This window comes from Amycolatopsis sp. WAC 04169 (assembly GCF_003947535.1).
In the GTDB taxonomy this organism is placed as follows: domain Bacteria; phylum Actinomycetota; class Actinomycetes; order Mycobacteriales; family Pseudonocardiaceae; genus Amycolatopsis; species Amycolatopsis keratiniphila.
On the sequence record NZ_QHJI01000010.1, the window covers coordinates 18,065 to 34,143 of the forward strand.

Here is a 16,079-nt window from a genome sequence, read left to right on the forward strand (position 1 = left end):
CGGTTCTCTCCTTATTTTCGGGTTGTTCCGGCTTCGAGTGGTTCGGAAGTGGCGGGGAGCCCGCGCAGCGTGGGGTTGAAGGTGGTGAACACGGTGACGACCGCGATGGCGCCCGCGCACGCGAGCACCGCGGCCGAGCCGGGCAGGGCCTCGACCAGCCAGCCGCCCAGCGCGGGGCCGAACGCGGCGGCCAGGCCGCCGGTCACCCCCAGCACGCCGCCGAGCCGACCGCGCAACTCGTCGGGGGTGTTGAGCAACTGATAGGTGCCGATGGCGGTGTTGGCGGCGGGCGGCAGGAAGGCGATCCCCGCGAACAGCAGGCCCATGAGGTATCCGCTGTGCACGAAGATGGCGAGTGGTGTCAGTACGGTCAGCGCCCAGAACACCCCGGCGATCAACAGGTACGGGCTGACCTTGCGGTAGAGAACGGGCGCGGCCAGCGCACCAAGTACTCCGCCGGCGCCGAGCATCGCCGCCATGACGCCGATCTCCCCGGAAGGCATACCGCGACCGTTCGCCAGCACGATGATCACCAGGTAATAGGCCGAGAAGAAGAGGTTGAGGCTGACGACGCAGAACGTCGTGACGCGCAGCCGCGGTTGCCGCCACACCCAGCCGAGTCCTTCCGCGATCTCCCGGCCCAGATGCGCGGGCGGCCGGGAGGCGGTGGCTCGCCGGACCGGCAGCCGGACGAACCACAACGACACGAAGGCGAACAGGTGCGCCACGACGTCGAAGACGAACGGCACGAACCGGCCGAAGGAGAACAGGAATCCGCCGAGCGCGGTACCCGAGAGCTGGCCCGCGCTCGTCCTCGCGGCGTTCAGCGAGACCGCCGACGGTACTTCGTCCGGTTTGACCAGCAGCGGCAGGCTCGCCTCCTCCGCCGGTTCGAACAAGGCGCGGCACACTCCCATCACCACCGCGACGGCGACCAGAAGCCCCACTCCGGCCACGTCCGACCACAGCGCCAGGACGAGCACGGCGGCCGCGATCGCCTGTGCGGCCTCGCATCCGAGCATGATCCGCTTGCGGGACCAGCGGTCCGCGAACGCGCCGGCGGGCAGTCCGGCGGCCAGCTGGGCGATCGCCACCGCGCCGACCACGAGTCCTGATTGGACGCCGGATCCGGTGATCGCCAGCACCACCAAGGGAAAGGCGATCATCGTGGTGCTGAAACCGGCTTCGGAAACGACCTGCCCGGTCCACAGGAGACGGTAGTCGCGATTGTTCCGCAGCCCGCTCACGTCTCGTCACCCCGGCAGTCGGACGCGATGGCGCGCAAGGCGTCGGCGAAGTCCGCGGCGACGGCCGCCACCGTGGCCCGCGTGTTCAGGTGTGGCTGGTAGTACCAGGAGAACTCGAGCCTGCCGTCCCGCACACCGCCGACCACTTCGAGCACGTGCGCCGGGCGGTTCTCGGGGTCCTGCTCGCGTCCGAGTGGTGCGTGCGCCCGGCGGTAGAACCCGCTCCCCTCGCTCGCGTGGTCGCCCTGGCCCAGGTAGTTGAACGCGACCTCCGGTGCCGTGTCACCGAGTTCCGGGAACCGGAAGTGCCGCAGGGCGCCGTAGCCGAAACCGTTGCCGGGCAAGGCACGCAGCTGCTTCCGGGTCGCCTTGACCAGTTGCCGCCACCCCGCCGAGCCGTCGACCGTGAGCCCGACGGGGAACAACGTGGTGAACCAGCCGACGGTCCGGGAAAGGTCGACGTCGTCGAGGATCTCTTCGCGGCCGTGTCCCTCCAGATCGACCGCCACGGCGGATTCCCCGGTCCAGCGGGTGAGCGCCGTGGCCAGCGCGGTCAGCAGGACGTCGTTGATCCGCGTCCGGTAGACGCCGGGGGCCAAATGCAGCAGGGCGTCGGTGTCGTCTTCATCGACCTCCACGGTCACCGATTCCGGTGGCGCGGGCGGGACGCCGGTGCGATCGCGCGGGATCGTGCGGCCGGGCAGCTCACGCGACCAATGCCCGTGTTCAGCGTCCAGTGCGCCGTTTTCGACGAACTCACGCAGCCGGTGCGCCCACTCCCGGAACGACGTCGTCTTGGTCCCGAGGTCGGTCTTCTCACCGGCTTCGATCTGCCGATACGCGCGTTCGAGATCTTCGAGCAGGATGCCCCACGACACCGCGTCGACGACCAGGTGATGCGCGGCGAGCAGCAGCCGGGGATTCTCCGCGCCGTCCGGTTCCGTCAGCACCGCACGCAGATGCGGTGGCCGTGCCAGGTCGAAATCGGCCTGCGCGTACTCGGCCTCGGCCGCCAGCGCGGCCGCGGGCACCTTCTTCAGCACCGGCCTCGGCTCAGGCGGTTCGTTGTACTGCGTCCACCCCGCCTCGGTCCGCTCGAAGCGCAGGCGCAGCGCGTCGTGCTGGGTGATGACGGCGTCGAGCGCGAGCCGCAGCGACTCCTCCTCCACCGGCCCGTCGAGTTCGACGAGCACCGATTGGTTGAAATGCGTGGGATTGGCCGGTTCGGCGGCGAAGAACCACTGCTGGATCGGGGTCAGCGGAACGTCGCCGACGACGACCTCGCGGTCCGCGTCCGCGGTGTCCACCGGTTTCACCACCGTCGCCAGTTCGGCGATCGTCTGATGGGTGAACAGGTCCTTCGACCGCGTCGACAACCCGGCCCGCCGGGCGCGGTGGACGACCTGGATGCCGAGGATCGAGTCGCCGCCGAGATCGAAGAAGTTGTCCGTGACGCCGACCCGATCCAGGCCGAGGACTTCGGCCCACAGTTTCGCGAGCACCGCTTCCGTTTCGGTGCGTGGCTCCACGTGGTCCGCGCCCTGCACCGAGGACGGGTCCGGAACCGGGAGCGCCGCACGGTCGGCCTTGCCGTTGGCGGTGATCGGGATCGCGGCCACCGGTACGAAGACCGACGGCACGAGATAGTCGGGCAACGTCTCGCCGAGGAAGGCCCGCAGCCCCGCCACCTCGCCGACGACGTAGGCGACAAGGCGTTTGTGGCCACCGATCTCCCGGGCTTCCACCACCGCCTCCCGCACCTCGGGATGGCGTCGCAACGCGGTCTCGATCTCGCCGAGTTCCACCCGGAAACCGCGGATCTTGACCTGGTCGTCCACGCGGCCCACGAATTCCAGCACGCCCTGAGCCGTCCAGCGGACGAGGTCGCCGGTCCGGTACATCCGGCTCCCCCGGTCGCCGAAGGGGTTCGCCACGAACCGGTCCGCGGTCAGGCCCGGGCGGCGCAGATAGCCGCGGGCCAGGCCGTCGCCGGAGACGAAGAGCTCACCGGTGGCCCCGATCGGTACCGGCCGCAGCGCGGCGTCGAGGACGTGGACCTCGGTGTTCGGGATGGGAGCGCCGATCGGCGGTGACACGCCCGGGGTCAGCGGCTCGCTCCACGAAGTGACCACAGTGGACTCCGTGGGCCCGTACGCGTTGATCATCCGCCTTCCGGGCGCCCAGCGGTCCACCAGCGACGCCGGGCAGGTGTCCCCGCCGACGATCACCGTGCGGAAGCCGGGCAGTTCCACCTCGGGCACGGTGGCGAGCGCGATCGGCGGGATCAGCGCGTGGGTGATCCGCCGCCGCCGCAGGACGTCGGCCAGCCCGGTGCCGAGCAGCGGTCCCTCGGGCGGCACGACGAGCGCGGCGCCGGCGGGCAGGGACAGGCACAGTTCCAGGATCGAGGCGTCGAAACTGGGCGAACTGAAGGCGAGCACCCGATCGCCCGGCCGCACCTCGCAGTGCTCGATCCCGGCCGCGGAGAACGACGCGAGCCCGGAATGGCTGACGACGACGCCCTTGGGCCGGCCGGTCGAGCCGGACGTGTAGATCACGTAAGCGGGCTGTGCCGGGTCGATCCGGACACCGAGGTCGGTGTCGTCGTACCCGGCAGCGTCGAGTTCGCTGTCCACCACCAGGACGGGGTGGGCGTCCTTCAGCATGTATTCGATCCGTTCGGCCGGGTAGCCGGGATCCACGGGCAGGAACGCGGCGCCGGTCTTGGCCACGGCCAGTTCGGTGACCACGAGCGCCACCGAACGCGGCAGGCGGACGGCCACGATCCGCTCCGGCCCGGAGCCTCGCTCAGCGAGCCATCGGGCCAGCCGGTTCGCCCTCGCGTTCAGCTCCGCGAAGGTCAGCGAGCCGGTGTCGGACACCAGAGCGGAGGCGTCCGGCGTCCGCCGGGCCTGTGCTTCGACGAGTTCGGCCAGTGAAGCCGCCGGGATTTCGCGCGCGGTGTCGTTCCACGCTCGCAACCGTTCGAGTTCACCGCGCGGCAACGACGGCAGGGCCGCCATCGGCCGGTCCGGCTCGGCGGCGAGCATGGTCAGGAGTTCCCGCAGCCGCGCGATCAGCCGTTCGATGGTCTCCGCGTCGAACAGCCCGGTGCTGTAGTTGATCGCCCCGTGCACCGTGTCGCCGTCCTGTTCGAACTGCACGAGGAGGTCGAAGGGGGCCGACACCGCGGGCAGCGCGACCTCCCCCGCGACGAGCGTGCCGGAACCCGGCCGGTCACCGGTGTTCTGCAGGACGACCATGGCCTGGAACAACGGTGTCCGGCTCGGGTCGCGAGCCGGTTGCACGGCGTCCACCACGCGCTCGAACGGGACGTCCTGGTGGGCGAAGGCGTCGAGCACCACGGTCCGCACCTGGGCGAGGAACTCCCGGAAGGAGCATCCGGTGTCCACAGTGGACCGTAGGGTCAAGGTGTTGACGAAGAACCCGACGAGGCGTTGCAGCTCGGCGCGTTCCCGTCCGGCGGTCACCGTGCCGACGGCGACGTCCCGCTGGCCCGTCCATCCGGCCAGCAGGATCTGGCAAGCGGCCACCAGGGTCATGAACAGGGTGCCGTCCTGGGCGGTGGCCAGCTCCCGGAGCTTCGCGACGACGTCGGCGGGCAGGTCGAACCCCATCCATTCGCCCTCCGTCGTGCGCACCGCCGGCCGGGGCCGGTCGGTGGGCAGCTCAAGGGGTTCCAGCCCGGCGAGGCGGTCCCGCCAGTGGTCGAGCTGACCGGTGAGCTCGGGACCGTCGAGGAGTTCGCGTTGCCAGGACGCGAAATCCGCGTACTGCACGGGAAGTTCGGGCAGTTCCGGCTCCTCGCCACGCGCGAGGGCGGTATAGACCTCGTCGAGTTCGGCGGCCAGCACGCCCGCGGACCAGCCGTCGGTGACGATGTGGTGCAGCGCCAGCAGCAGAACGTGCTCTTCGGACGTCCGCCGGAAGAGCCGTGCCCGCAGGAGCGGTCCGGTGCGCAGATCGAACGGCCGCGACGCTTCCCGTGCCAGCACGTCTTCGTCGAACTCCTCGACCGGGAGGTCGACGTCGCAGGGCTCGTGCACGACCTGGACGCCACGGCCGTCGATCGCGTCGAACGTGGTGCGCAGCGCTTCGTGCCGGGCGACCAGGAGTTCCAGCGCCCGCTTGAGGACCGCGACGTCGAGTTCCCCGCGAAGCAGCAACGCCGTGGGCGAGAGGTAATCGGCGCCGCCGGGCTCGAACTCGTCGAGGAACCACAACCGCTGCTGGGCGAAGGACAACGGCAGGGCACCGTCGCGGGCCACGACCGGGATCGGCCGCGTTTCGGCCCGCCGGTCCGGCAGCGCCGCGGCGAACCGGCCGAGGGTCGGCGCGCTGAACAACGCGCGCGGTGAGACGTCGACGCCCAGTTCCGCCCGCACCCGCGACGTGATCCGCATGCTGAGGATCGAGTCGCCGCCGAGTTCGAAGAAGCCGTCCGTCACCCCGACCCGGTCGAGTTTCAGCACCTCCGCCCAGATGACGGCGAGGCGGCGTTCGGTCTCGGTCCGCGGCGCCACGTACTCGGCCGCGGCGTCGCGGCCGGGTGCGGGCAGCGCTCGCTTGTCGACCTTGCCGTTACGCGTCAGGGGAAGGGCGTCGAGCGCGACGAGCACCGACGGCACGAGGTGGCCGGGCAGGCGGTCTCGCAGCCAGTCCCGCAGCCCTTGTGTGTCGCCGACGACGTAGGCGACGAGGCGTCCGTCGTGCGCGGTGACCGTGGTGTCGGTGACCGCCGGATGCTGCCGCAGCACGGCTTCCACTTCGCCGGGTTCGACCCGGAACCCGCGGATCTTGACCTGGTCGTCGACGCGGCCGAGGTAGTCGAGCCGCCCGTCGGTGGTCCAGCGCACCCGGTCGCCCGTGCGGTACATCCGGGTGCCCGGCGGGCCGAACGGATCGGCGACGAAGCGGTCCGCGGTCAGCCCGGGACGGCCGAGGTAACCGCGGGCGAGCTGGACACCGGCGAGGAACAGCTCCCCCGGTACCCCGGCCGGGACCGGCGTGCCCGTGGCGTCCAGGACGTAGGCCCGCAGGTTGGGCAGCGGACGGCCGATCAGCGGCCGGTCTCCGGCCACCGGTGTGTGGACGGCGTCGACCGTCACCTCGGTGGGGCCGTAGTAGTTGTACGAGGTGACACCGGACGCCACTAGCTCCCGCCACAGCCGCTCGCCGGTCGCCTCACCGCCGACGAGTACCGTGCCGGGCCGATGTTCCCCGCTCAGCAGTCGTGCCTCCAGCAGCTGCTGGAGATAGGCCGGGGTCAGGTCCATCAGGTCGATCCGGTGGTCGCGGACGTAGCCGACGACGGCGTGGGGATCGAGCCGGGTGTCGTCGTCGAGCACGTGCAGCTCGTGCCCGTCGATCAGGGCCAGAAGCGCTTCCCAGGACGTGTCGAACGACAACGACGCGGTGAGCGCCACCCTGCGGCGCTCCTCGGCGAGGAAGACACGGCGGTGCGCGGCGAGCATGTTCATCAGGCCACGGTGTTCGATGACGACGCCCTTCGGCGTTCCCGTCGAACCGGAGGTGTAGATGACGTACGCCGCGGTGTCCGCGCTCGCCCCGGTCGCGGCGGAGGTCGCGGGGCCGGGGTCCGTCCCGTCCAGCACGACGACCGGTCGCGCGTCCTCGAGCAGGAACCGTTTCCGTTCCTCCGGAAGGCCGGGATCGACCGGCAGGTAGGTCGCGCCCGTCTTGAAGATCGCGAGGATCGCGATGACGGCTTCGGCCGAACGGGGAAGCGCGACGGCGACCACCGTTTCCGGCCCCGCACCCTGGGCGGCCAGGTGTCCCGCCAGCCGCGTGGCGCGGGCGTCGACCTCGGCGAAGTCCAGCACCTCGTCTCGGAAGATCAGCGCGGTCTCGTGCGGTATCCGGGCGACCGTCGCCTCGAAGACGTCGAGCACCGTGCCGGATGGCACGTCGATCAGCGGGCCGCTGCCCGTGGACAGCAGTTCACGCCGTTCGGACGGCGACAACGGGGAAAGCGCGTCGAGGCGGCACCGCGGGTCATCGGCGATGGCACGGACGAAACCGGCGAGCTGATCCGCGAGGCGGCGAACCGTGCCCGCGTCGAACAGCCGGGGGTCGTAGGAGAGTTCGAGCCCGAGTTTGTCGTGCAGGTAGGCGGTGAGGTTCAGCGGGAAGTTCGTCGTATCGAGCGATTCGACGTCCAGCACGCGCACGTCGGCCTGTCCGCTGTCCTCGATCGGGTAGTTCTCGAACACCACCACGCTGTCGAACAGCGCCGTACCGGCCGGAACGGCCGTGAACGCCTGCAGTTCGGACAGGGCGAGGAAGTCGTAGCGGCGCGCGTCGGCCTGCGCCGCCTGGGTTTCGCGCAGCCAGTCGAGCGCGACTTCCCGGCCACGGACCTCCACCCGCGTCGGGACCGTGTTGATGAACATGCCGATCATCGACTCGACCCCGGGCATCCCCTCCGGGCGGCCGGACACGGTCGTCCCGAACAGGACGTCGGTTTCCCCGCTGTAGCGCGCGAGCAGCAGCGCCCACGCGCCTTGCACGATCGTGTTGACCGTGAGCGCCGCGGACTTCGCCGTCTGGTGCAGCTTCGCCGACTCCTCCGGGGAAAGCTCGACCAGGACCGCCTCCGCGGATTCCGCCCGGTGCGCTTCCGTCGGCCGCCGGTCGAAGGGCAGCGGGGTCGGGGTGGTGAACCCGTCCAGGACGGCGCGCCAATGGTCCTCCGCCTCGGCGCGGTCCTGTGCGGCGAGCCAGGCCAGATAGTCGCGGAACGGACGTCGCGGGACCAGCCGCGCGGGCCGGCCTTCCACGATGGCCGCGTACTGTTCGCACACCTCGCCGAAGACCTGCGCCGTACTCCAGCCGTCGAGCAGGACGTGATGCGAGGTCCACACCAACTGCACCTCGTCCTCGGGGAGCCGGGCGATCGCGAGCCGCATCAACGGCGGCTCGGTCAGCTCCATTCCCGCCGCCACGTCGTCGGCGAGCAGCTTCTTCAGTTCCCGGTCCTGCTCGTGCCGGTTGAGCGCGCGCCAGTCGTGGTGCCGGACCGGGACCACGACCTCGCGGTGAACCCGCTGGACCGGCTCCTCGATACCGTCCCAGGCGGTACTGCTGCGCAGGATCGGCGTGCGGTCGACCACCCGCTGCCACGCCTCGGCGAGCGCGTCCGGCCTGCTCACGCCGGCCAACCGGAGCCGGAACTGGTCGAAATAGGCGGTCGATCCGGTGTCGACCAGGCTGTGGAACAGCATGCCCGTCTGCAACGGCGTGAGCGGGTAGATGTCCTCGACGTCGCGGCCGTCACCGGCGAAGCGGTCGACGTCCGCCTGCGAGAGCCGCGCCAACGGAAAGTCCGACGGCGTACGTCCACCGCTCTCGGCGCAATGCGCGATGATCCCGCGCAACGCACCGAGCATGGCTTCGGCGATCCCGCGCACGGTTTCCTCATCGTGCACCTCGTCGGAATACTGCCAGGTGAGATGCAATTCGCCGCTTTCGACGACACCGACGACGTCGAGCAGATACGGACGGACGCTTTCCGGATCGCTGTCGTGTCCGAGGGTCTCCCCTCTGCCCCGGATCCACCCGTCGTCAGGGCTCCCCATGTCCCAGCGGCCGTGGTAATTGAAGGAAATCCGCGGTTCGGGGGCCGCTCGTAAAGCGGAACCCGGCGTTTCTTCGGCGTTCGAGTAGCGCAAAGCCCCGAATCCCGCGCCTTTCGACGGGACCGCGCGCAGTTGTTCCTTCACGGATTTGAGCACGTCGCCCCACTCGCCTTCGGGCACGGCGAGCGAGAGCGGGTACTGCGCGGTGAACCAGCCGATCGTGCGCGAAAGGTCCAGCGGGCCGGCGATCTCCTCGCGGCCGTGGCCCTCCATGGCGATCACCACCCGCGACCGCCCCGTCCAGCGAGCCAGCGCCCGGCCGAGCGCGCTCACCAGCACGTCGTTGACCTCCGTGCGGTACGCGCCGGGTACGTCGCGGAGGAGCGCGGTGGTCTCGGCCCGGCCAAGTGACACCGAGACACCGCGCTCCGACTTCGCGGTGTTGCGGCCCGGGCGGTCAACCGGAATGTCCGTCCGAGCTCCGCGAAACGCAGTTTCCCAGTACCCGATTTCCTTGTCGAGTCGTCCCATTTTCACGTATTCGCGCAGAGAACGCGCCCAATACGTGAATGATGTTCGCACCGGGGGCAGGGTTTCGCCCCGGTACGCGCGTTCGAGGTCGGCCAGCAGAACGCGCCACGACACCCCGTCCATGACGAGATGGTGGGCGGTGAGGAACAGCTGTGGTGCCCGGTCCCGGAAGGTGAACACCACCGCACGCCAGAGCGGCCCGGTGGTCACGTCGAGCGACGTCTGTGCCCGCACCGCCTCGGTGTGCATGGCAGCGGAGACACTGTCCACTTCGGACAGATCGACGTGCCGGAGAAGGTCGGCGGATTCGACGGGAGCGGGCTCCTGCACCCAGCCCTCGTTCGTCCGGGAAAAGCGCATGCGCAACGCGTCGTGGTGCTCACCGACGCGGTTCAGGGCGGAGATCAGCTTCGGTATGTCCACTGAGGACAGTACGACGTGCACGGACATGGTCAGCCGCCACGGCTCGTCCATCCGCTCGAACAGCCAGGACTGGATCGGGCCGAGCGGCGCGGGTCCGGCGTCGTCCACCTCGACCTGGTCCACCGGCACTTCGGTGCGGGCGACGTGCGCGAGTTCGGCGATGGTCTGGTTGCGGAACAGGTCCTTCGACGACAGCGTCAACCCCGCCTGCCGGGCCGCCGCGACGACCTGGATGCTGAGGATCGAATCCCCACCGAGACCGAAGAAGTTGTCCTCGACACCGACCCGGTCGACGCCGAGCACCTCGGACCAGACCCCCGCCAACACGGTCTCGACGTCGGTGCGCGGCGCCACATACCGGTTCTCGGTCCGGGCGCCGGGCTCCGGCAGCGCACGGGTGTCGAGTTTCCCGTTGGCGTTGAGCGGCAACCGCTCCAGCGGGACGAACACGGCGGGCACCATGTGCGCGGGCAGGGAGCGGCTGAGGAACTCCCGCAGTGCCGTCGTCCCCGGCACAGGTCCCGTCAGGTACGCGACGAGCCGCCGCGCGTCGCCGGTCCCGTGGGCGACGACGGCCGCCGCGTCGACGTCGGGATGTGCGACGAGCGCCGCTTCGATCTCGCCGGGTTCGATGCGGAATCCGCGGATCTTGACCTGGTGGTCGGCCCGGCCGCGGTAGTCCAGCTCACCGCCGCCGGTCCACCGCAGCAGATCGCCGGTGCGGTACATCCGGGTGCCGGCTCCGCCGAAGGGGTCCGCGACGAACCGCGACGCGGTGAGGCCGGGCCGGTCCAGATAACCGCGTGCCAGGCCCGCGCCGGCCACGTAAAGCTCACCGGTCACGCCGGGCGGGACGGGAGCGAGATCGGCGTCGAGCACGTAGGTCCGCAGGTCCGGGATCGGGACCCCGACGGTGGCCGTCCCGTCCGCTTCCAGCGCCCGGTACGTGACGTGCACCGTGGTCTCGGTGATGCCGTACATGTTCACCAGCCGCGGCCCGTCCGGATGCCGCCGGAACCACTCCCCCAGCCGCGCCGGATCCAGAGCTTCGCCGCCGAAGATCACGTATCGCAGGCTGAGCTCCGGAGTCGGCAGCGTGCTCAGCCGGTGGAACGCCGACGGCGTCTGGTTCAGGACCGTCACCCGCTGCTCGGCGAGCAGCGCCAGGAACTCCTCCGGTTCGCGGACCGCGTCCTGCGGGACGACCACGAGCCTGCCGCCGTGCAGCAGCGCGCCCCACAGCTCCCAGACCGAGAAGTCGAAGGCGTAGGAGTGGAAGAGCGTCCAGACGTCGTTCTCGTCGAAGCCGAACCAGTGCGCGGTCGAGGAGAACAGGCGGGTGACGTTGGAGTGCGGGATCAGCACGCCCTTGGGCACGCCGGTGGAGCCGGAGGTGTAGATGACGTAGGCGGTGTTGTCCGGCTCGACCCGCACCCGCGGAGCGGTGTCCGGGCGGCCGTCGGCCTCGACGGAGTCGACCACGCACACCGGACGCGCGTCCGCCAGCGTCGCCTCGATCCGCGCCGCCGGGTACGCCGGGTCGATCGGCAGGTAGGCGGCGCCCGTCTTCAGCACGGCGAGCACCGCGACGACGAGGTCCGCCGAACGCGGCAGCCGCAGCGCCACCAGCCGCTCCGGCCCCGCGCCCTGGTCGATCAGCCGGTGGGCGAGACGGTTGGCGCGCCGGTCGAGTTCGTCATAGGTCAGCTCCGTGCTCCCGCTCGTCACCGCGATGGCGTCCGGAGTACGCGCGGCGCGTTCGGCGAAGAGTTCGTGCAGGACGGGCGAAGGTTCCGCCTCCGCCTTGCCATTCCACTCCAGCAGCACCCGGTCGCGTTCGGCCGGGCTGATCCAGGGCTGCTGTCCGAGCGGCAGTTCCGGAGCCGTCGCGATGCCGTCGAGCAGGCGGCGAAGCCAGCCGGTCAGCCGCTCGATCGTGGCGGGATCGAACAGATCGGTGTTGTAGTTGACGAGCGCGTCGAGCCGGCCTCCGGTCTCCTGGAAGTGGATCGTGAGGTCGAAACCGGCGGTCACGACCGGCGGCGCCAGCTCTTCGACCTCCAGGCCCGCCATCGACGGCCGGGTGTCCGGGGTGTTGTGCAGTACCACCAGCACCTGGCACAGCGGTGTCCGGCTGGTGTCGCGTTCGGGCTGCAGGTCGTCGACGACCCGGTCGAAAGGCACGTCCTGGTGCGCGAAAGCGTCCAGGACGGTGTCCCGCACGTCGTCGAGGAAGACGTCGAACCCGAGTTTCAAGTCCACTGTGGACCGCAGGACGAGGGTGTTGACGAAGAACCCGATCAGGCCTTCGAGGTCCGTCCGCTCGCGGCCGGAAACGACGGTGCCGACGGCGATGTCGTCCTGCCCCGACCAGCGGGCGAACAGCAGTTGGCTCGCGGCGATCAGGGTCATGAACAGGGTGCCGCCCTGATGCCGGGACAGCTCCTTGAGCCGCGCCGTGGTCCCGGCGGGCACGCTGAATTCGTACAGGGCACCGTTCTTGGTGCGCACGGCCGGACGGGGCCGGTCGGTGGGCAGGTCGAGCGCGGGCACGCCGTCGAGGCGGTTGCGCCAGTAGCTGAGCTGGGCGTCGAAGTCGGTGCCTCGCAGCCGTTCCCGCTGCCAGACGGCGTAGTCCGCGTACTGCGCCGGCAACGGTGGAAGGACCGGCTCTTCGTCGCGGCGGAACGCGCTGTAGCACGTGGCCAGCTCGGCCAGCAGCACGCCGGAGGACCAGCCGTCGGTGACGATGTGGTGCAACACGAGCGTGAGCACGTGATCGCCGGGCGCGAGCCGGGTCAGCGCGACCCGCAGCGACGGCCCGGTGTGCAGGTCGACGGGGCCGGTCGCGGCGGCGAGGGCGCCGTCCAGGTCGCCTTCGGTGACGGGCACGTCGACGGCGTACGGCGGGTGGATCACCTGGACGCCGCGGCCGTCGACGGTCGCGAAGGTGGTCCGCAAGGATTCGTGCCGGGCGACCAACGTGGTCAGGGCGCGGTTCAGCGCGCCCGTGTCCAGCTCACCGCGCAGCCTCAAGGCCGTCGGCGACACGTATTCGGTGCTGCCCGGTTCGAATTCGTCGAGGAACCACAACCGCTGTTGCGCGAAGGAAAGCGGCGCCTCGAACCGGCCGCCGTCCCTGGGCAGCACCGGAATCGGCGCCTGCGGCGCGGTGATCTCGGGCAACCGCAGGGCGAGGCGCGCCGGAGTGGGCGCGGTGAAGACGAGCCGCGCGGGCACGTCGGCGCCGAGCGTGTCGCGGAGCCGCGCGAGCACACGGATGCCGAGGAGGGAGTCGCCGCCGAGTTCGAAGAAGTCGTCGTCGACGCCGACGCGTTCGACACCGAGGACGTCGGACCAGATGGCGGTCACCAGCCGCTCACGGTCGTTGCGGGGAGCCACGTACGGCGTCGAGGTGGCGTGTCCGGGATCGGGCAGGGCGCGGCGGTCCAGTTTTCCGTGCCGGGTCAACGGCAGTGCGTCCAGGCCGACGAACGCCGAGGGGACGAGATGCGCGGGCAGGACGTGGTGCAACGCCGTCCGCAGCGGGGCGGGGTCGGCGTCGCCGACGACGTAGGCGACCAGTTTGCCGTCCCGCGCGTCCACGGCGGCGTCGGTGACGGACGGCTGCGCGCGCAGCGCCGTCTCGACCTCGCCGGGCTCGATCCGGAAGCCGCGGACCTTGATCTGGTCGTCGACGCGGCCGAGGTGTTCCAGCCGCCCGTCGGGGGTCCAGCGGGCACGGTCGCCGGTGCGGTAGAGCCGGGTACCGGGCGGGCCGAACGGGTCGGCGGTGAAGCGATCCGCGGTCAGTCCCGGCCTGCCCAGATAGCCTCGGGCGAGCTGGGCGCCGGCGAGACACAGTTCGCCGGGCACCCCGGCGGGCACGAGCCTCGACCCTTCGTCCAGGACGTAGGCGGTCACGTTGCCGAGTGGCGTGCCGATCACCGGCCGGTCGCCGGTCACCGGCGCGCAGGTGGTGTCCACAGTGGACTCGGTGGGCCCGTAATAGTTGTGGACCGCGGTTCCGGAAGCGGCGAGCGCGCGCCAAAGGTCGCCGTCGAGGGCCTCGCCGCCGACCATGAGGAACTTCGGCCGGTGTTCTCCGTCGAGCAACCCGGCGGGCAGCAACTGCCGCAGGTACGACGGCGTGACGTCGAGGAAGTCGACGCGCTCGTCCCGCACATAGCGCGTCAGCCCGTCCGGATCGAGCCGGGTCTCTTCGGTGATGACGTGCAGTTCGTGACCGTCCGCGAGCAGCAGGGGGCCTTCCCACGACGTGTCGAACGACAGGGTCGCGGTCAGCGCGACGCGCATCCGCTCGCGGCCGAAGACGGTGCGATGGTTGGCGAGCAGGTTGACCAGCGCCGCGTGTCCGACGACGACACCCTTCGGTGTCCCCGTCGAACCCGACGTGTGGATGACGTACGCGGCGTCCGACGGCTGCGGCGGCTCCGGTCGCGGCCGGTCGGTGGTGACCGTGAAGGTGTCGTCGAGGACGACGACCGGCCGGGTGTCGTCCAGCAGGGTCCGGATCCGCTCGGCCGGCAGGCCGGGGTCGATCGACTGGTGCACGGCACCGGCTTTGAGCACGGCGAACAACGCGACGATCGCGTCGGCCGAACGCGGCAGCAGCACCGCGACGACCTGGTCCGGCCCGGCGCCGCGGGCGGCCAGTTCCGCGGCGAGGCCGTCGGTGCGGGCGGCGCGTTCGGCGAAGGTCAGCCGGGTGTCGCCGCAGACGAGCGCGACCTCGTCAGGCTGGGTGGTCGCCTGGTGGTCCAGGAGATCGACGATGGTGGTCGCCGGAACCTCCAGCTCGGTGCTCCCCCACGACAGCAGGCGGCGCTCTTCGTCCTCGTCGGTCAGCGGCAGGTCCGCGATCCGGCGCCCGGGTTCGGCGGCGATCCCGGCCAGCAGCCGCAGCAGGTGGCCGACCAGGCCGTCGATGGTGGCGGCGTCGAACAGTTCGGTGCTGTATTCGACAAGTCCGGCCAGCCTGCCGCCGGATTCCTCGAACTCGATCGAGAGGTCGAAGTTCGCCGCGTCCCGGGCGACGTCCGCCGGTTCCACGGCCAGCCCCGGGAATTCCGGACCGTCGCCGGAAGCGGAATGCAGCAGCACCATGACGTCGAACAGCGGGTTCCGGCCGGCGTCACGGCCCGCCCGCACGGCGTCGACGACCGCGTCGAACGGCACGTCGTCATGGGCGAAGGCGTCCAGAACGGTCTGGCGGGCGTGGGTCAGGTGCTCGCTGAAGGACAGGGACCGGTCGACGTCCGAGCGTAGGACGACGGTGTTGACGAAGAAGCCGACGACCCGTTCCAGTTCCGGCCGCTCGCGGCCCTGCACGACGGTTCCGAGCGCGATGTCCTCCTGCCCGGTGTAGCGGGCGAACAGTGCCTGGCACGCGGCGACGAGCACCGTGAACAGCGTCGTCTCCGACGAGCGCGCCAGCTCGGCCAGCCGTCCCGCGACCTCCGTGGGCACGGTGAACTCCCGTGTCGCGCCGTCGGTGCTCCGGACCGGTGGCCGCGGCCGGTCGGTGGGCAGCTCCAGCGGGGCGACGCCGTCGAGATGCGACTTCCAGTAGCCGAGACCCGCACCCCGGAGTGGCCGGTTTCGTTGCCATACGGCGAAATCCGCGTACTGCACCGGCTGGGCGGGCAGCCGGGCGCGGTCGCCGTCGCGGTAGAGCAGGCCGAGTTCCTCGGTCAGCACGCCCATCGACGCGCCGTCGGTGGCGATGTGGTGCACGCACACCAGCAGCACGTGCTCGGTGTCGGTGAGCCGCAGCAGCGCCGCGCGCAGCAGTGGCCCGCGGCTCAGGTCGAACGGCCGGGTGTACTCGGCCCGCAGGACGTCTTCGAGGTCTCCGGGCCCGACGTCCACGACGGGCAACGCGATCTCGTGGGGCGGCCGCACGATCTGGAAGCCCTCGCCGTCGATCTCCTCGTAGGTGGTGCGCAAGGGCTCGTGGCGAGCGACCAGCAGTCGTAGCGCGGTGGCCAGCGCGGCGCGGTCGAGCGGTCCGGTCAGGCGCAGGGCGAACGCGCTGTTGTACTCGGGGTCGTCCGGCCGCAGCCTGCTGAGGAACCAGAGCCGCCGCTGGGCGGACGAGAGCGGGATCGGGCGGGAACGGTCGGCGGCGGCCGGGATCTCCGGCGCCGGGCCTGCCGTTCCCGCCATCCGCGCGCGCAGCACCTCCCGCAGGTGGGCGGGCAGTGCCGCGATGCGGTCCTGTCGGGACGAGGTCATG

2 protein-coding genes are annotated in these 16,079 nt (G+C 70.8%); both read right to left on the bottom strand.

Going from position 1 to position 16,079, the window contains the following annotated elements; translation table 11 throughout:
• Window positions 1-11: 11 nt before the first annotated feature.
• Window positions 12-1,247 carry an MFS transporter gene (locus DMC61_RS27645; protein WP_125692508.1) on the bottom strand — a complete coding sequence of 412 codons (1,236 nt, stop codon included), beginning with the start codon at window positions 1,245-1,247 and terminating at the stop codon, window positions 12-14.
• Window positions 1,244-16,078, bottom strand: coding sequence for a non-ribosomal peptide synthase/polyketide synthase (locus tag DMC61_RS27650; RefSeq protein ID WP_125692510.1), 14,835 nt, complete (start codon window positions 16,076-16,078; stop codon window positions 1,244-1,246). Before DMC61_RS27650 ends, DMC61_RS27645 begins: the two co-directional genes overlap by 4 nt.
• Window position 16,079 lies beyond the last annotated feature (1 nt).

What these genes read in the sequence shown, in the direction of transcription:
- DMC61_RS27650 (WP_125692510.1), bottom strand. Translation starts at nt 16,078, where the DNA reads ATGACCTCGTCCCGACAGGACCGCATCGCGGCACTGCCCGCCCACCTG.